Annotated in this window: 16 protein-coding genes; all 16 read left to right on the forward strand. The window is 60.9% G+C overall.

Annotation, left to right across the window (positions count from 1 at the left end; translation table 11 throughout):
- The first annotated feature begins 29 nt into the window (after positions 1–29).
- The 16 genes from mraZ (at position 30) to lpxC (ending at position 17,843) form a co-directional block, all read left to right on the forward strand.
- Positions 30–485, forward strand: a complete 456-nt coding sequence (mraZ, locus tag ACLBW8_RS24410; protein ID WP_064450756.1) for a division/cell wall cluster transcriptional repressor MraZ — start codon at positions 30–32, stop codon at positions 483–485.
- Positions 482–1,429 carry a 16S rRNA (cytosine(1402)-N(4))-methyltransferase RsmH gene (gene rsmH / locus ACLBW8_RS24415; protein ID WP_064450757.1) on the forward strand — a complete coding sequence of 316 codons (948 nt, stop codon included), beginning with the start codon at positions 482–484 and terminating at the stop codon, positions 1,427–1,429. The genes mraZ and rsmH overlap by 4 nt, the downstream gene beginning before the upstream one ends.
- Positions 1,426–1,719 carry a cell division protein FtsL gene (ftsL, locus tag ACLBW8_RS24420; RefSeq protein ID WP_003216203.1) on the forward strand — a complete coding sequence of 98 codons (294 nt, stop codon included), beginning with the start codon at positions 1,426–1,428 and terminating at the stop codon, positions 1,717–1,719. Before rsmH ends, ftsL begins: the two co-directional genes overlap by 4 nt.
- The gene (locus ACLBW8_RS24425; RefSeq protein WP_167353720.1) at positions 1,719–3,461 is read left to right on the forward strand and encodes a peptidoglycan D,D-transpeptidase FtsI family protein; all 1,743 of its coding nucleotides are present in this window, start codon (positions 1,719–1,721) and stop codon (positions 3,459–3,461) included. The genes ftsL and ACLBW8_RS24425 overlap by 1 nt, the downstream gene beginning before the upstream one ends.
- Complete coding sequence (locus ACLBW8_RS24430; RefSeq protein WP_447806498.1) at positions 3,461–4,924, forward strand: UDP-N-acetylmuramoyl-L-alanyl-D-glutamate--2,6-diaminopimelate ligase; 1,464 nt, start codon at positions 3,461–3,463, stop codon at positions 4,922–4,924. Before ACLBW8_RS24425 ends, ACLBW8_RS24430 begins: the two co-directional genes overlap by 1 nt.
- Positions 4,917–6,287: a UDP-N-acetylmuramoyl-tripeptide--D-alanyl-D-alanine ligase gene (locus ACLBW8_RS24435; protein WP_259763025.1), complete on the forward strand. Its 1,371-nt coding sequence runs from the start codon at positions 4,917–4,919 to the stop codon at positions 6,285–6,287. Before ACLBW8_RS24430 ends, ACLBW8_RS24435 begins: the two co-directional genes overlap by 8 nt.
- Positions 6,287–7,369 (forward strand): phospho-N-acetylmuramoyl-pentapeptide-transferase, encoded by a 1,083-nt coding sequence (mraY, locus tag ACLBW8_RS24440; RefSeq protein ID WP_058414269.1) that lies wholly within the window; start codon positions 6,287–6,289, stop codon positions 7,367–7,369. The genes ACLBW8_RS24435 and mraY overlap by 1 nt, the downstream gene beginning before the upstream one ends.
- Positions 7,370–7,375: 6 nt before the next feature.
- The gene (gene murD / locus ACLBW8_RS24445) at positions 7,376–8,722 is read left to right on the forward strand and encodes a UDP-N-acetylmuramoyl-L-alanine--D-glutamate ligase (protein ID WP_447806499.1); all 1,347 of its coding nucleotides are present in this window, start codon (positions 7,376–7,378) and stop codon (positions 8,720–8,722) included.
- Positions 8,719–9,936 (forward strand): putative lipid II flippase FtsW, encoded by a 1,218-nt coding sequence (gene ftsW, locus ACLBW8_RS24450; protein WP_064450762.1) that lies wholly within the window; start codon positions 8,719–8,721, stop codon positions 9,934–9,936. The genes murD and ftsW overlap by 4 nt, the downstream gene beginning before the upstream one ends.
- Positions 9,926–10,996 carry an undecaprenyldiphospho-muramoylpentapeptide beta-N-acetylglucosaminyltransferase gene (gene murG / locus ACLBW8_RS24455; RefSeq protein ID WP_128590812.1) on the forward strand — a complete coding sequence of 357 codons (1,071 nt, stop codon included), beginning with the start codon at positions 9,926–9,928 and terminating at the stop codon, positions 10,994–10,996. Before ftsW ends, murG begins: the two co-directional genes overlap by 11 nt.
- Complete coding sequence (gene murC, locus ACLBW8_RS24460; RefSeq protein ID WP_432751536.1) at positions 10,989–12,434, forward strand: UDP-N-acetylmuramate--L-alanine ligase; 1,446 nt, start codon at positions 10,989–10,991, stop codon at positions 12,432–12,434. Before murG ends, murC begins: the two co-directional genes overlap by 8 nt.
- Positions 12,431–13,387: a D-alanine--D-alanine ligase gene (locus ACLBW8_RS24465; RefSeq protein ID WP_064450765.1), complete on the forward strand. Its 957-nt coding sequence runs from the start codon at positions 12,431–12,433 to the stop codon at positions 13,385–13,387. Before murC ends, ACLBW8_RS24465 begins: the two co-directional genes overlap by 4 nt.
- Before the next feature lie 4 nt (positions 13,388–13,391).
- Entirely contained in the window at positions 13,392–14,261 is an 870-nt protein-coding gene (locus tag ACLBW8_RS24470) for a cell division protein FtsQ/DivIB (RefSeq protein ID WP_064450766.1), read from the forward strand.
- Between the two features lie 15 nt (positions 14,262–14,276).
- Positions 14,277–15,539, forward strand: coding sequence for a cell division protein FtsA (gene ftsA, locus ACLBW8_RS24475; RefSeq protein WP_017738691.1), 1,263 nt, complete (start codon positions 14,277–14,279; stop codon positions 15,537–15,539).
- 74 nt (positions 15,540–15,613) lie between these two features.
- Positions 15,614–16,819, forward strand: a complete 1,206-nt coding sequence (gene ftsZ / locus ACLBW8_RS24480) for a cell division protein FtsZ (RefSeq protein ID WP_053254475.1) — start codon at positions 15,614–15,616, stop codon at positions 16,817–16,819.
- 112 nt (positions 16,820–16,931) lie between these two features.
- Entirely contained in the window at positions 16,932–17,843 is a 912-nt protein-coding gene (gene lpxC, locus ACLBW8_RS24485) for a UDP-3-O-acyl-N-acetylglucosamine deacetylase (RefSeq protein ID WP_003216227.1), read from the forward strand.
- The last annotated feature ends 129 nt before the right edge of the window (positions 17,844–17,972 follow it).

Consider the following 17,972-nt stretch of genomic DNA (forward strand, 5'->3'; position numbering starts at 1 on the left):
AAAACGCTAAAATTTGGAGAAACGCATCTGTGTTTCGCGGAGCTAACGCTATCAGTCTCGATGCAAAAGGCCGTCTCGCTATGCCGAGCCGGTATCGTGACGAGCTCGTTTCGCGAAGTTCAGGCCAGTTAATCATCACGATTGACGCCGTTGACCCTTGTTTGTGTGTTTACCCGCTCGATGAGTGGGAGTTGATCGAAACCAAGTTGCGCGCTCTGCCTTCATTGCGTGAAGAAAACCGCCGCCTGCAGCGTCTGCTGATCGGTAATGCCGTCGACCTAGAGCTCGATGGCAGCGGTCGTTTCCTGGTGCCTCCGCGTTTGCGCGAGTACGCCAAGCTGGATAAGCGCGCAATGCTGGTAGGCCAACTGAACAAGTTCCAATTGTGGGACGAAGATGCCTGGGATGCTGTTTCTGCAGCTGACCTGGCTGCTATTCAACAACCGGGCGCTATGCCTGATGAACTGCGTGATTTGATCCTGTGACTATTGATAGCGGCTTTAACCACATCACCGTACTGCTTGACGAAGCCGTTGAGGCTCTCGCCGTACGCGCGGATGGCTGCTATTTGGATGGCACCTTCGGCAGGGGTGGGCACAGCCGGTTGATACTCAGCCAGCTCGGGCCTGACGGCAAACTCCTCGGGTTTGACAAAGACCCTCAAGCGATTGCCACCGGGCAAGCGCTAGCGGCCGAAGACGGCCGCTTTGTCGTTGTGCAGCGTAGCTTTGCCGAGCTGGGTGCCGAAGTGGCCGAGCGCGGCATGGCAGGCAAAGTGGCCGGGGTTCTGCTCGACCTGGGCGTGTCTTCGCCACAGCTTGACGACCCGGAGCGCGGCTTCAGTTTCATGAACGACGGCCCGCTCGATATGCGCATGGACCCTACTCGCGGCATCAGCGCTGCGCAGTTCATCGCCACCGCGCCCCACGAAGAAATTACCCGTGTATTCAAGGAATACGGCGAAGAGCGCTTCGCTGGCCGTATGGCTCGCGCGGTTGTCGAGCGCCGCGAAATCCAGCCGTTTGAACGCACCGCCGACCTGGCTGAAGTGCTGAAAGTCGCCAACCCTGCGTGGGAAAAGGGCAAGAACCCTGCGACCCGCGCATTCCAGGGCCTGCGCATTCACGTCAATAACGAACTGGGCGATCTGGAGGCCGGCCTCGAAGCCGCACTGGAAGCCCTGGAAGTGGGCGGTCGCCTGGTGGTGATCAGCTTCCACTCCCTGGAAGACCGCATCGTCAAGCTGTTCATGCGTCGTCTGGTCAAGGGCGAGTCCGATAACCTGCCGCGCAACCTGCCGGTACGTTTTGAAGCCTTTGTGCCGAAAATCAAAATCCATGGCAAAGCGCAGTTCGCTTCCGAAGCCGAACTCAAGGCCAACCCACGTTCCCGTAGCGCCGTCATGCGCGTCGCGGAGAAGCTGCGGTGAGCAAGCTTTTCGCCAAGCCCCTCCCGGGCGGCAGCTTCTTTATGTTGCTGCTGTTTGTCGGCGTGCTGGTGTCCGCGATTGCGGTGTCCTACAGCGCCCACTACAACCGCCAATTGCTCAATACCCTTTATGGGGAATTGAGTGTGCGTGACAAAGCGCAGGCGGAATGGGGCCGGTTGATCCTTGAGCAAAGTACCTGGACGGCCCATAGCCGCATCGAAGTATTGGCCACCGAACAGCTTAAAATGCATATTCCGGGCGCGGCTGAAGTTCGCATGGTGGCGCCATGATGAAACTTGAAGGCGCACTCTACCCATGGCGCTTCCGTCTGATGCTGGGCTTGCTGGCACTCATGGTGGGCGCGATTGCCTGGCGGATCATCGACCTGCAAGTGGTCGACCGTGACTTCCTGATCGGCGAGGGCAATGCCCGTAGCCTGCGGCATATCCCGATTCCTGCGCACCGCGGCCTGATCACCGACCGTAACGGCGAGCCTCTGGCCGTCAGTACGCCGGTGACCACTCTGTGGGCCAACGCCAAGGAACTGCAAACCGCCAAGGAAAAATGGCCAGAGCTTGCTGCCGCCCTGGGTCAAGACCCGAAAGCCCTGGCCGAACGCCTGGAGGCCCAGGCTAATAAAGAATTCATCTACCTTGTTCGCGGGCTCACCCCCGAGCAAGGCCAGCAAGTGCTCGACCTTAAAGTCCCCGGTGTCTACGGCATCGAGGAGTTTCGGCGTTTCTACCCGGCCGGTGAAACCACCGCGCACATGGTTGGCTTTACCGACATCGATGACCATGGCCGTGAAGGCGTAGAGCTGGCCTACGATGAATGGCTGGCCGGCGTTCCCGGTAAGCGGCAGGTCATCAAGGATCGGCGCGGCAGACTGATCAAGGATGTCCAGGTCACCAAAAACGCCAAGGCTGGTAAGCCCTTGGCGTTGTCGATTGACCTGCGCCTGCAATACCTGGCCAACCGCGAACTGCGTAACGCGATCATCGAAAACGGCGCCAAGGCCGGCAGCCTGGTGATCATGGACGTGAAGACCGGCGAGATCCTCGCCATGGTCAACCAGCCGACCTACAACCCGAACAACCGTCGCAACCTGCAACCGGCGATGATGCGTAACCGCGCGATGATCGATGTGTTCGAACCTGGTTCGACCATGAAAGCCATCTCCATGAGTGCCGCCCTGGAAACCGGGCGCTGGAAGCCGAGCGACAAAGTCGAGGTTTACCCGGGCACCCTGCAACTGGGCAAATACACCATTCGTGACGTATCCCGTACCGAAGGCCCAGTGCTGGATTTGACCGGCATTCTGATCAACTCCAGTAACGTGGGCATGAGTAAGGTCGCCTTCGATATCGGCGGCGAAACCATCTATCACCTGGCGCAAAAAATCGGCTTGGGTCAACCCACAGGCCTGGATTTCCCGGGTGAGCGCGTGGGCAACCTGCCGAACTACCGCGACTGGAAAAAGGCCGAGACCGCCACGCTGTCCTACGGCTACGGCCTGTCGGTGACCGCGATCCAGTTGGCCCATGCCTTCTCTGTATTGGCCAATAATGGCCGAATGGTTCCCTTGAGCCTGATCCATGTCGACGAAGCGCCGAAAGCCACCCAGGTGATCCCGGAAAACGTCGCCAAGACCATGCAAGGCATGCTGCAACAAGTGATCGAAGCACCGCGCGGCGTATTCCGTGCCCAGGTGCCGGCGTATCACGTGGCAGGCAAGTCGGGTACCGCCCGTAAAACGTCGGTGGGCACCAAGGGTTACGCCGAAAACTCATACCGCTCGCTGTTCGCCGGCTTTGGCCCGATGAGCGACCCGCGCTACGCCATTGTTGTCGTGATTGATGAACCGAGTAAGGCCGGCTACTTCGGTGGCCTGGTATCGGCGCCCGTGTTCAGCAAAGTGATGTCCGGCACCCTGCGCCTGATGAACATCACGCCGGACAACTTGCCGCCGACTCAACAAGCGAACGCCGGGCCACCGGCCGCTGCTGCCAAAGCCAATGGAGGGCGCGGCTGATGTCTCTTAGTCTGAACAAGATTTTTGCCCACGCCGGTCGCGATCTGCTGATTCGCGAGTTGAGCCTGGACAGTCGTAATGTACGCGCCGGTGACTTGTTCCTGGCGGTGCCTGGCGGCAAGTTCGATGGCCGTGCGCACATTGCGGATGCCTTGCAACGCGGTGCGGCCGCCGTCGCTTATGAAGTGGAAGGCGCCACCGTGCTGCCGATCACCGATGTGCCGTTGATTCCGGTCAAGGGTCTGGCTGCGCAGCTGTCGGACATTGCCGGGCGTTTCTATGGCGACCCGAGCCGTCAATTGAACCTGGTGGGCGTGACGGGCACCAACGGCAAGACCAGCGTGACCCAATTGGTCGCGCAAGCCCTTGACCTGCTGGGTCAGCACTGCGGCATTGTCGGCACCCTGGGCACCGGTTTTTATGGCGCGCTGCAAAGCGGCATGCACACCACACCGAACCCGATTGCTGTGCAAGCCACCCTGGCCGACCTGAAAAAGGCTGGTGCCAAGGCCGTTGCCATGGAAGTCTCCTCACACGGTCTGGACCAGGGGCGCGTGGCTGCCCTGGCGTTTGACGTGGCGGTAATGACCAACCTGTCCCGCGATCACCTCGATTACCACGGCACCATGGAAGCGTACGCCGCCGCCAAGGCCAAGCTGTTTGTCTGGAATGACCTGAAGTGCCGGGTGGTCAACCTGGATGATGCATTCGGTCGTCAGTTGGCTGCCGAAGACAGTGAAGCGCGCTTGATCACCTACAGCCTGGAAGATTCCAGCGCGTACCTGTATTGCCGTGAAGCCCAATTTAATGATGAAGGCGTGCTCGCCACCTTGGTCACGCCGCAGGGCGAGCACCACTTGCGCAGCGCACTTCTCGGCCGTTTCAACCTGAGCAACGTGCTTGCCGCCATCGGCGCACTGCTCGGCCTGGATTACGCGCTGGATGAAATCCTGCGTGTGCTGCCGAAGCTGGAAGGCCCTGCCGGTCGCATGCAGCGCCTGGGTGGCGGTACACAACCGCTGGTCGTGGTCGATTACGCCCATACCCCGGACGCCCTGGAAAAGGTGCTCGAAGCCTTGCGCCCACACGCCAAGGGCAAGCTGCTGTGCCTGTTCGGCTGCGGCGGTGATCGCGATCGCGGCAAACGTCCGTTGATGGCCGAGATCGTCGAGCGCCTGGCTGATGGCGTGCTCGTGACTGACGACAACCCGCGTAGCGAAGCCCCGAGCCAGATTTTCGATGACATCCGTGTCGGCTTTAAAGACGCCTCCAAGGCGAGCTTCGTTGCCGGTCGCGGCGCAGCCATTGCGCAATTGATCGCCAGCGCCAGCGCTGACGATGTTGTGGTGCTGGCCGGTAAAGGTCACGAGGACTATCAGGAAATCAACGGCCAACGCCATGCCTTCTCTGACCTGGTCGAGGCCGATCACGCGCTGACGGCCTGGGAGATCGCCCATGCTTAAGGCGATGAAGTTCAGCGAACTGACCCAGGCCTTGTCGGCCCGCGTACTGTCGAGCGATTGCAGCTTCGACGGTGTCAGTATCGACAGTCGCAACATCAAACCGGGGCAACTGTTTGTCGCATTGGCCGGCCCGCGTTTCGATGGACACGACTACCTGAACGAGGTCGCCGCCAAAGGTGCCGTAGGCGCCTTGGTACAGCGCGAAGTGGCGGATTCCACTTTGCCGCAGTTGTTGGTCGCTGATACCCGCCTGGCTTTGGGCCAACTGGGGGCTCTGAACCGCGCTGCCTTTAACAAGCCGGTTGCAGCCATCACCGGCTCCAGCGGCAAAACCACGGTCAAGGAACTGCTCGCTGGCGTCCTGCGCACGCGCGGGCCGGTCCTCGCCACCCGTGGCAACCTGAACAATGATTTCGGCGCTCCGCTGACCCTGCTCGAACTGGCCCCGGAACACACGGCGGCGGTGATCGAGCTGGGCGCTTCGCGTATTGGCGAAATTGCCTACACCGTGGCGCTGACCAAGCCCCACGTTGCGATTCTCAATAACGCCGGTACCGCCCACGTTGGCGAGTTCGGCGGCCCGGAAAAAATCGTCGAAGCCAAGGGCGAAATCCTTGAGGGCCTCGATGCTTCGGGCACCGCTGTATTGAACCTCGACGACAAGGCATTCGAGACCTGGCGTGTACGCGCCGCCGGTCGCAAGGTGCTGACGTTTGCCGTGCTGAACGCGGCGGCTGATTTCCATGCCTCCACGATCACCGTCGACGCCCGTGGCTGCCCGTCCTTCACCTTGCATACCCCGCAAGGCAGTGAGCATGTGCAATTGAATCTGCTGGGCAACCATAACGTCGCCAATGCCTTGGCCGCTGCCGCTGCCGCCCATGCCATGGGTGTGTCGCTGTTCGGAATTGCCACTGGCCTGGGCGCGGTGCAGCCGGTTAAAGGCCGCACGGTCGCGCAGTTGGCTACCAACGGCATGCGTGTGATTGATGACACTTACAACGCCAACCAATCCTCGGTCTGTGCCGCCATTGACCTGCTCAAAGGCTTCGAGGGGCGCAAGGTATTGGTGCTGGGCGATATCGCCGAGCTGGGCGACTGGGCCGAACAGTCCCATCGCGAAGTCGGCGCCTACGCCACAGGCAAAGTCGATGCGCTCTACGCCGTCGGCCCGAACATGGCTCACGCGGTAAACGCTTTCGGTCTCGGCGCGCGGCATTTTGCAACCCAGGCCGAGCTGATCCAGGCGCTGGGCGTGGCTGAACAAGACAAACACACAACCATTTTGATCAAGGGATCGCGCAGCGCGGTGATGGAAAACGTCGTCGCGGCCTTGTGTGGCTCAAGTACGGAGAAACATTAATGCTGCTGCTGCTGGCTGAGTATCTGCAACAGTTCCACAAAGGCTTCGCGGTCTTTCAGTACCTGACCCTGCGCGGGATTCTGGGTGTGCTGACCGCGCTGTCTCTGTCGCTGTTCCTGGGGCCGTGGATGATCCGCACCCTGCAGAACCTGCAAATTGGTCAATCGGTTCGCAATGACGGCCCGCAGTCGCACCTGTCCAAGTCCGGCACCCCGACCATGGGCGGCGCGTTGATCCTCTCGTCCATCGGCATCAGCACCTTGCTGTGGGCCGACCTGCATAACCGCTACGTGTGGACGGTGCTGCTGGTGACCTTGTTGTTCGGCGCCATTGGCTGGGTTGATGACTACCGCAAAGTGATCGAAAAGAACTCCAAGGGGCTGCCGAGCCGCTGGAAGTATTTCTGGCAGTCGGTGTTCGGCCTTGCGGCGGCGATCTTCCTTTACACCACCGCGCCGAGCGCCGTGGAAACCACCTTGATCATCCCGATGCTCAAGGATGCGAGCATTCCACTGGGCATTGGCTTCGTGGTGCTGACCTACTTCGTCATCGTCGGCTCCAGCAACGCCGTGAACCTGACTGACGGCCTCGATGGCCTGGCGATCATGCCGACGGTGATGGTGGGCGGCGCGCTCGGCATCTTCTGCTACCTGTCGGGTAACGTGAAGTTCGCTGAATACCTGCTGATCCCTTATGTGCCGGGCGCGGGTGAGTTGATCGTGTTCTGCGGCGCGCTGATCGGTGCCGGCCTGGGCTTCCTGTGGTTCAACACCTATCCCGCACAAGTCTTCATGGGCGACGTCGGCGCACTGGCGCTGGGCGCAGCCTTGGGCACCATCGCCGTGATCGTTCGCCAGGAAATCGTGCTGTTCATCATGGGCGGTGTGTTCGTGATGGAAACCCTGTCGGTGGTCATCCAGGTGGCCTCCTTCAAATTGACCGGGCGCCGCGTGTTCCGTATGGCGCCGATTCACCACCACTTTGAACTCAAGGGCTGGCCCGAGCCGCGTGTGATTGTCCGTTTCTGGATCATCACCGTGATTCTGGTACTGGTCGGCCTTGCCACCCTGAAACTGAGGTAGAAACGAGTGTCCCTGATCGCTTCAGACCACTTCCGCATCGTTGTCGGCCTCGGCAAGAGCGGCATGTCCCTGGTTCGCTTCCTCGCGAACCGGGGCACGTCGTTTGCCGTGGCCGACACGCGGGAAAATCCACCGGAGCTGGTCACGCTGCGCCGTGACTACCCGCACGTGGAAGTGCGTTGTGGCGAGTTGGATGTCGAGTTTCTGTGCCGCGCCGATGAGCTCTACGTGAGCCCCGGCCTGGCTCTTTCGACACCGGCCCTGCAAGCGGCAGCGGCGCGTGGTGTGAAGCTGTCCGGCGACATCGACCTGTTCACACGTAACGCCAAGGCGCCGATCGTGGCCATCAGCGGCTCCAACGCAAAAAGCACCGTGACGACCCTGGTCGGCGAGATGGCGGTTGCGGCCGGCAAGCGCGTGGCTGTGGGCGGCAACCTCGGCACGCCGGCGCTGGACCTGCTCAGCGACGACGTCGAGCTGTACGTGATGGAGCTGTCGAGCTTCCAGCTGGAAACCACGCACGACCTGGGTGCCGAAGTGGCCACCGTGCTGAACGTCAGCGAAGACCACATGGATCGTTACAGCGGCCTGCCGGCGTATCACCTGGCCAAGCACCGGATCTTCCGCGGTGCCCGGCAAGTGGTGGTCAACCGCCAGGATGCCCTGAGCCGTCCGCTGATGGGCGAGGGCCTGCCATGCTGGACCTTCGGCCTCGGCAAACCCGACTTCAAGGCGTTCGGCATTCGCGAAGAGAACGGCGAGAAATACCTGGCCTTCGAATTCCAGAACCTGATGCCGGTCCGCGAACTGAAAATCCGTGGCGCACATAACCAGTCCAATGCCCTGGCGGCCTTGGCGCTGGGCCATGCTGTGGGCCTGCCGTTTGATGCCATGTTGTCCAGCCTGCGCACATTCGCCGGCCTTGAGCACCGCTGCCAGTGGGTGCGCGACCTCAATGGCGTCAGCTATTACAACGATTCCAAGGCCACCAACGTCGGTGCTGCCCTGGCGGCCATCGAAGGCCTCGGTGCTGACATCGAAGGCAAGCTGGTGCTGATCGCCGGTGGCGATGGCAAGGGTGCCGACTTCAAGGACCTTAAAGGGCCGGTGGCTGCGCATTGTCGCGCCGTGGTGCTGATGGGGCGTGATGCCGACCTGATCGCCGCCGCCCTGGGTGACGCTGTGCCGCAAGTGCGCGCCACGTCCCTGGACGACGCCATTGCCCAGTGCAAAGCCATGGCCCAGCCGGGTGATGCCGTGCTGCTGTCGCCGGCGTGCGCCAGCTTCGACATGTTCAAGAACTACGAAGAGCGCGGCCAGCTGTTCGCCCGCGGCGTGGAGGCCTTGGCATGAATTTCAGAAATATCATCAAGCCGTATCCGTCGCCGATCATCACCGGGCGTGGTATCGACCTCGACTTCCCGATGCTTGCCGGTTGCCTCGCGTTGCTGGGCCTGGGCCTGGTGATGATTACGTCGGCGTCCTCCGAAGTGGCCGCCGTGCAGTCAGGCAACACCCTGTACATGATGATCCGCCACCTGGTGTACCTGGTGATTGGTCTGGGCGCGTGCATCGTCACCATGATGATTCCGATTGCTACCTGGCAGCGCCTGGGTTGGCTGATGCTGATCGGTGCGTTTGGTTTGCTGGTCATGGTGATCCTCCCCGGCATCGGCCGCGAGGTGAACGGTTCGATGCGCTGGATCGGCTTCGGTGCGTTCAACGTGCAGCCGTCTGAAATCGCCAAGGTTTTCGTGGTGATCTACCTCGCCGGTTATTTGGTCCGCCGTCAGAAAGAAGTGCGCGAAAGCTGGATGGGCTTCTTCAAGCCGTTCATCGTGCTGCTGCCCATGGCCGGCCTATTGCTGATGGAGCCCGACTTCGGCGCCACCGTCGTTATGATGGGCGCGGCTGCAGCCATGCTGTTCCTTGGGGGCGTGGGCCTGTTCCGTTTCACCTTGATGGTGGTGCTGGCCGTGGCCGCAGTAACCGTTCTGGTGCAGGCGCAACCCTACCGGATGGCCCGTCTGATTACCTTCACCGACCCCTGGTCCGACCAGTTCGGCTCCGGTTACCAGTTGACCCAGGCGTTGATCGCCTTTGGTCGCGGCGAGTGGCTGGGCGTGGGCCTGGGCAACAGCGTGCAGAAGCAGTTCTACCTGCCGGAAGCGCACACCGACTTCGTGTTCTCGGTACTCGCCGAAGAACTCGGCGTGGTCGGTTCGCTGTGCACTGTCGCGCTGTTCGTGTTCGTGTGTGTACGCGGCATGTACATCGGCTTGTGGGCCGAGAAGGCCAAACAGTATTTCGCCGCGTATGTGGCCTACGGCTTGTCGTTCCTGTGGATCGGCCAGTTCCTGATCAACATCGGTGTGAACGTCGGCCTGCTGCCGACCAAGGGCCTGACCTTGCCGTTCCTCAGTTATGGCGGCAGTTCGTTGGTGATTTGCTGCGCGTGTCTCGGGTTATTGCTGCGCATCGAGTGGGAGAGTCGAACCCACTTGGGCAGCGAAGAGATGGAATTCAGCGAGAGCGATTTTGCCGAGGAGCCGAACCATGGGCGCTAACGTGCTGATCATGGCGGGCGGCACCGGGGGCCATGTGTTCCCGGCCCTGGCTTGCGCGCGTGAATTCCAGAACCGTGGCTACACCGTGCATTGGCTCGGTACGCCGCGCGGCATTGAAAATGAATTGGTGCCGAACGCCGGCTTGCCACTGCATTTGATCAACGTCACCGGCCTGCGCGGCAAGGGCAAACTGTCCCTGCTCAAGGCGCCGTTCGTGTTGCTCAAGGCCGTCTGGCAGGCGCGCAAAATCATCCGTGAATTGAAGCCGGTGTGTGTGCTGGGTTTTGGCGGTTATGTGACCGGTCCTGGCGGTGTCGCCGCCAAGCTCGCCGGTGTGCCGGTGATTGTGCACGAACAGAACGCCGTCGCCGGCACCGCGAACCGTTTGCTGGTGCCGTTGGCCGCGCGAGTGTGTGAGGCCTTCCCGAAAACCTTTGCTGGCTCGGACAAGCTTCGCACCACAGGCAACCCGGTGCGTACCGAGCTGTTCATGGATATTGCCCGCCAAGCGCTGACAGGCCGAAAGCCACACTTGCTGATCCTTGGCGGGAGCCTGGGTGCTGAGCCGCTGAACAAGTTGCTGCCTGAGGCACTCTCGCAGCTGCCTGTGGAATTGCGGCCAGAGGTGTTTCACCAGGCTGGCAAAAATCATGATGAAGTCACTGCCCAACGCTATCGCGAGGCGGGTGTGGAGGCTGATGTACAGCCCTTCATCAAAGACATGGCCCACGCCTATGGCTGGGCCGACCTGGTGGTCTGTCGCGCAGGCGCGTTGACCGTCAGTGAACTGGCTGCGGCCGGTCTGCCGTCCTTGCTGGTGCCTTTGCCCCACGCCATCGACGATCACCAGACCCGCAACGCCGAATATTTGGCCGGGGAGGGCGCTGCCTTCCTGCTGCCGCAAAGAACGACTGGCGCCGCCGATTTGGCCGCACGCCTGACCGAGGTTTTGATGCAACCGGAACGACTCAACAGCATGGCGAGCACCGCAAGCCGCCTGGCTAAACCTGACGCAACCCGCACCGTGGTCGATATCTGCCTGGAGGTGGCCCATGGTTGAGAATCAGAAAGCCATGCCACAACCCGAGATGCGCCGCATTCGTCGCATTCACTTCGTCGGCATCGGCGGCGTGGGCATGTGCGGGATTGCCGAAGTGCTGCTGAACCTGGGTTATCAGGTGTCCGGCTCCGACTTGAAAGAGTCGCCGGTGACTGATCGCCTGAAGAGTTTTGGTGCACAGATCTTTATCGGCCACCGTGCCGAGAACGCCGCCGAGGCTGACGTGCTGGTGGTATCCAGCGCCGTGAACACCTCCAACCCGGAAGTGGCCACTGCCCTTGAACGTCGTATTCCGGTCGTGCCGCGTGCCGAGATGCTCGCCGAGCTGATGCGCTATCGTCACGGCATCGCCGTCGCCGGTACCCACGGCAAAACCACCACCACCAGCCTGATCGCTTCGGTGTTCGCGGCCGGTGGCCTGGACCCGACGTTCGTGATCGGTGGCCGTCTGAATGCAGCGGGTACCAATGCCCAGCTCGGCACCAGCCGTTACCTGATCGCCGAAGCCGATGAAAGCGACGCAAGCTTCCTGCACCTGCAACCGCTGGTCGCTGTCGTCACCAACATCGACGAAGACCACATGGCGACCTACGACGGTGACTTCAACAAGTTGAAGAAAACCTTCGTCGAGTTCCTGCACAACCTGCCGTTCTACGGTTTGGCCGTGGTGTGCCTGGACGATCCGGTGGTTCGCGAAATCCTGCCGCAGGTCAAGCGTCCGACCGTGACCTATGGCTTCAGCGAAGACGCTGACGTGCGCGCGATCAATGTGCGCCAGGAAGGCATGCAAACCTTCTTTACCGTATTACGCCCCGATCGCGAGCCGCTGGACGTGTCGGTGAACATGCCGGGCAACCACAACGTGCTCAACTCCCTGGCGACCATCTGCATCGCGTCCGATGAGGGCGTCAGCGATGAAGCCATCGTCGAAGGCCTGTCGCGCTTTGCCGGTGTCGGCCGTCGCTTCCAGGTCTACGGCCAACTGCCGGTAGACGGCGGCGACGTGATGCTGGTGGACGACTACGGTCATCACCCGACCGAAGTCGCAGCCGTCATCAAAGCCGTACGCGGTGGCTGGCCGGAGCGCCGCCTGGTGATGGTTTACCAGCCGCACCGCTACAGCCGCACCCGCGATCTGTATGACGACTTCGTCAATGTATTGGCCGATGCCAACGTGCTGCTGCTGATGGAAGTCTACCCGGCCGGTGAAGAGCCGATCCCGGGCGCGGACAGCCGCAAGCTGTGCAACAGCATCCGTCAGCGTGGCCAGTTGGACCCGATCTACATCGAGCGCGGTGTGGACCTGGCGCCGATCGTCAAGCCGCTGCTGCGTGCCGGCGACATCCTGCTGTGCCAGGGCGCCGGCGATATCGGTGGTCTTGCGCCTAAATTGCTCGCGAGCCCGCTGTTTGCAGCCGTGCAGGGGAAGTCGAAATGACCACGAACTACGACGCCCTGTTTTCCACCATCACGCCCGCCGACTTTGGCCGCGTGGCCGTGCTGTTTGGCGGCAAGAGCGCTGAGCGCGAAGTGTCGCTCAAGTCCGGCAATGCCGTGCTTGAGGCGCTGCAAAGCGCCGGCGTGAACGCGTTCGGTATCGACGTGGGCGATGATTTCCTCGCCCGCCTGCAAGCCGAGAAGATTGATCGCGCCTTCATCATCCTGCACGGCCGTGGCGGTGAAGACGGCAGCATGCAAGGCCTGCTCGAGTGCGCCGGCATCCCTTATACCGGCAGCGGCATACTTGCTTCGGCACTGGCGATGGACAAGTTGCGCACCAAGCAGGTGTGGCACAGCCTGGGTATTCCAACCCCGCGTCACAGCGTGCTGTGCAGCGAAGACGATTGTATTTCTGCAGCCAAGGAACTGGGCCTGCCTTTGATCGTCAAACCTGCCCATGAAGGCTCCAGTATCGGCATGGCCAAAGTGAACTCGGCCGCCGAATTGATCGACGCATGGAAAGCGGCAAGTACCTACGATTCGCAAGTGTTGGTGGAACAGTGGATCCAGGGTCCCGAGTACACCATCGCCACCCTGCGTGGCCAGGTATTGCCGCCTATCGCATTGGGCACGCCCCACACCTTTTATGACTACGACGCCAAATACCTGGCCTCCGATACTCAGTACCGGATCCCATGTGGCCTCGACGCAATCAAGGAACAGGAATTGATGGACCTCACGGCGAAAGCCTGTGAGGCGCTGGGTATCGCCGGTTGGGCGAGGGCAGACGTGATGCAGGATGACCAAGGGAATTTCTGGTTCCTTGAAGTCAACACTGCTCCCGGCATGACCGATCACAGCCTGGTACCTATGGCAGCCCGTGCCGCCGGTTTGGATTTCCAGCAGTTGGTGCTGGCGATCCTGGCCGCAAGCATTGAGCCAAGAGGCTAAGCACATGAACGGCGCATCGCTTCGTCATCAGCCCCCACAAGCTCCCGGCCGCAAGCCGGTGCCGCGGGGTGCCAGCCGGATGGTGGCTAAAGAACCGATGTCGGCGCGCCTGCCGAAAGCCAACTTTGGTTTTATCAAAGCGCTGTTCTGGCCGGTGCTGCTGGTGGCGTTGGGCTTCGGCACTTACGAAGGCGCACAGCGTCTGTTGCCGTATGCCGACCGGCCGATCACCAAGATCAGCGTGCAGGGCGACTTGAGCTACATCAGCCAGCAAGCGGTACAGCAGCGCATCGGCCCGTACCTGGCGGCGAGCTTCTTCACCATCGACCTGGCCGGTATGCGTTCGGAGTTGGAACAGATGCCATGGATCGCGCATGCCGAAGTCCGCCGCGTATGGCCGGACCAGGTGACGATCCGCCTGGAAGAGCAATTGCCTGTTGCCCGTTGGGGCGATGGCGCGCTGTTGAACAACCAGGGTCAGGCGTTTACCCCGCGTGAACTGGCCAACTACGAGCACCTGCCGCAGTTGTTCGGGCCACAGCGGGCGCAACAGCAAGTGATGCAGCAGTACCAGGCCTTGAGCCAGATGCTGCGGCCACTGGGCTTCTCCATTGCACGCCTGGAATTGCGTGAACGGGGCAGCTGGTTTTTGACCACCGGTGCAGGCAGTTCCGGCCCCGGTATCGAGTTGTTGCTGGGACGCGACCGCTTGGTAGAAAAGATGCGCCGCTTTATTGCCATCTATGACAAGACCTTGAAAGAACAGATTACGAACATTGCGAGCGTCGACCTGCGTTACGCCAACGGCCTGGCCGTCGGCTGGCGTGAACCGGCTGCGCCGACGACAGCCAAACCCGCTGTCGCGAAGAATTAAGAAGAGGCAGGACCCATGGCAAACGTGCAAAGCGGCAAAATGATCGTCGGTCTCGATATCGGCACCTCCAAAGTGGTGGCGCTGGTGGGCGAGGTCGGGGAAGACGGCGTTATCGAAATCGTCGGTATTGGCACGCATCCGTCCCGGGGCCTGAAGAAGGGCGTGGTGGTGAACATCGAGTCCACCGTGCAATCGATCCAGCGCGCCATCGAAGAAGCGCAGCTGATGGCCGGTTGCCGGATTCACTCGGCGTTCGTCGGCGTGGCCGGCAACCACATCCGCAGCCTGAACTCCCACGGCATCGTGGCGATTCGCGACCGCGAAGTCAGCGCGGCCGACCTTGAGCGCGTACTCGACGCTGCCCAGGCCGTGGCGATTCCAGCTGACCAGCGTGTGCTGCACACACTGCCGCAGGACTACGTGATCGACAACCAGGAAGGCGTTCGCGAGCCTCTGGGCATGTCGGGCGTACGTCTGGAAGCCAAGGTTCACGTGGTGACCTGCGCCGTCAACGCCGCACAGAACATTGAAAAATGCGTGCGCCGCTGCGGCCTGGAAATCGACGACATCATTCTCGAGCAGCTGGCTTCGGCCTATTCGGTACTGACCGACGACGAAAAAGAACTGGGCGTGTGCCTGGTGGACATCGGCGGCGGCACCACCGACATCGCGATTTTCACCGAGGGTGCGATCCGTCACACCGCCGTGATCCCGATTGCCGGCGACCAAGTCACCAACGACATCGCGATGGCGTTGCGCACGCCGACCCAGTACGCCGAAGAAATCAAGATCCGTTACGCCTGCGCCCTGGCCAAACTGGCCGGTGCCGGTGAAACCATCAAGGTGCCAAGCGTGGGCGACCGTCCTCCGCGCGAGCTGTCGCGCCAGGCCCTGGCCGAAGTGGTCGAGCCGCGTTACGACGAGCTGTTCACCCTGATCCAGGCTGAACTGCGCCGCAGCGGCTACGAAGATTTGATCCCGGCCGGCATCGTGCTGACCGGTGGCACCTCGAAGATGGAAGGAGCGGTCGAATTGGCCGAGGAAATCTTCCACATGCCGGTCCGTCTGGGCGTGCCCCATGGCGTCAAAGGCCTGGGCGACGTGGTGCGCAACCCGATTTATTCCACCGGTGTGGGCTTGCTGTTGTACGGGCTGCAAAAGCAGACCGACGGCATTTCCCTGTCGGGCCCGAGCATCCGTGACAGCTACCGCAGCGACGACGAGGCCAAAGCGCCGTTGTTCGAGCGGCTGCAGGCTTGGGTAAAAGGCAATTTCTAAAGATTTACCGCGACACGGCAACACAGCAATAAGCAGTAGGCGAAAAAACTAGAGAAAACGAAAGGAGAGGGAACATGTTCGAACTCGTAGACAACATCCCCGCAAGCCCGGTTATCAAAGTAATCGGTGTCGGCGGTGGCGGCGGCAACGCTGTCAACCATATGGTCAAGAGCAACATTGAAGGCGTTGAATTTATCTGCGCCAACACTGATGCCCAGGCGCTGAAAAGCATCGGCGCGCGGACCATCCTGCAATTGGGCACAGCCGTGACCAAAGGCCTTGGCGCTGGCGCCAACCCGGAAGTCGGCCGTCAAGCCGCGCTGGAAGACCGCGAGCGTATTGCTGAAGTGCTGCAAGGCACCAACATGGTGTTCATCACCACCGGCATGGGCGGCGGTACCGGTACCGGTGCAGCGCCGATCATTGCCGAAGTGGCCAAGGAAATGGGCATTCTGACGGTTGCTGTCGTGACCCGTCCGTTCCCGTTCGAAGGTCGCAAGCGCATGCAGATTGCCGACGAAGGCATCCGTCTGCTGTCTGAAAGCGTCGACTCGTTGATCACCATTCCCAACGAGAAGCTGCTGACCATCCTGGGCAAGGACGCAAGCCTGCTGTCCGCGTTCGCCAAGGCTGACGATGTGCTGGCCGGTGCCGTTCGCGGTATCTCCGACATCATCAAGCGCCCGGGCATGATCAACGTCGACTTCGCCGACGTACGTACCGTCATGAGCGAAATGGGCATGGCGATGATGGGCACTGGCTGCGCCAGCGGTCCGAACCGTGCACGTGAAGCCACTGAAGCGGCCATCCGCAACCCGTTGCTGGAAGACGTGAACCTGCAAGGCGCACGCGGCATCCTGGTGAATATCACCGCCGGTCCTGACCTGTCCCTGGGTGAGTACTCCGACGTGGGTAGCATCATCGAAGCCTTCGCTTCCGAGCACGCGATGGTTAAAGTCGGTACCGTTATCGATCCGGACATGCGTGATGAACTGCATGTAACCGTGGTTGCTACCGGCCTGGGCGCAAAAATCGAGAAGCCTGTAAAGGTCATCGACAATACCGTTCACACCGGCCACAACAGTCACGCCAGCCAAGCGGCTGCCGCTCCAGCGCCTGCGCGCCAGGAACTGCCGTCGGTGAACTACCGTGATCTGGACCGTCCGACCGTGATGCGCAACCAGGCTCAGGCCGGTGCTGCGGCGTCCCGTAGCCTGAATCCGCAGGATGATCTGGATTACCTGGACATCCCGGCATTCTTGCGTCGTCAGGCCGATTAATGGAATGTATCAGGGCTATGAAGGTGATTGGTGTTCAGCAAAGGTCTGGTCTGCTATTATCGCCAGCCTTTGTTGATACCAGTTCGCAATTTGCGCTGAAGCGGTCCAAGCCATGATTAAACAACGCACCCTGAAGAATATTATTCGTGCCACAGGTGTAGGTCTGCACTCCGGGGAGAAGGTATACCTGACCCTCAAGCCTGCACCTGTCGACACCGGCATCGTGTTTGTGCGTGCCGACCTGGACCCTGTGGTGCAGATTCCTGCTCGCGCGGAAAACGTTGGCGAAACCACTATGTCGACCACATTGGTCAACGGTGACGTCAAAGTGGACACGGTGGAGCACTTGCTCTCGGCCATGGCTGGCCTGGGCATCGATAACGCCTACGTCGAGCTCTCCGCGTCCGAAGTCCCCATCATGGATGGCAGCGCTGGTCCCTTCGTATTCTTGATTCAATCTGCCGGCCTGGAAGAACAGGACGCAGCCAAGAAGTTCATACGCATTCTGCGGGAAGTGACAGTAGAAGACGGCGACAAGCGCGCCACCTTCGTCCCGTTCGAAGGCTTTAAAGTGAGCTTTGAGATCGATTTCGATCACCCGGTATTCCGTGACCGCACCCAAAGTGCAAGCGTGGATTTTTCCAGCACTTCGTTCGTAAAAGAAGTCAGCCGCGCCCGTACCTTTGGTTTCATGAGTGACATCGAGTACCTGCGCAAGCACAACCTCGCACTCGGCGGCAGCGTTGAAAACGCCATTGTGGTCGACGCGGATGGTGTACTGAACGAAGACGGCCTTCGCTATGAAGACGAATTCGTGAAGCACAAGATCCTCGATGCAATCGGTGACCTCTACCTGCTGGGCAATAGCCTGATAGGCGAGTTCAAAGGCTTCAAGTCGGGCCACGCCCTGAACAACCAGCTGCTGCGCAAGTTGATTGCACAAACAGATGCTTGGGAAGTTGTGACCTTCGAAGATGCCAGCACCGCACCGATCTCTTACATGCGTCCCGTTGCGGCGGTGTAAGTAACAACTCTCTTCTTTAGTTTTGAAAGGCTGCCTTCGGGTGGCCTTTTTTTATGCCCGCCTTTTCTGAGAGCGCAGCCATTCCATGTGGGAGCTGGCTTGCCTGCGATAGCATCACTGAGGTGTGTC

Source organism: Pseudomonas sp. M5A4_2d (assembly GCF_053345295.1).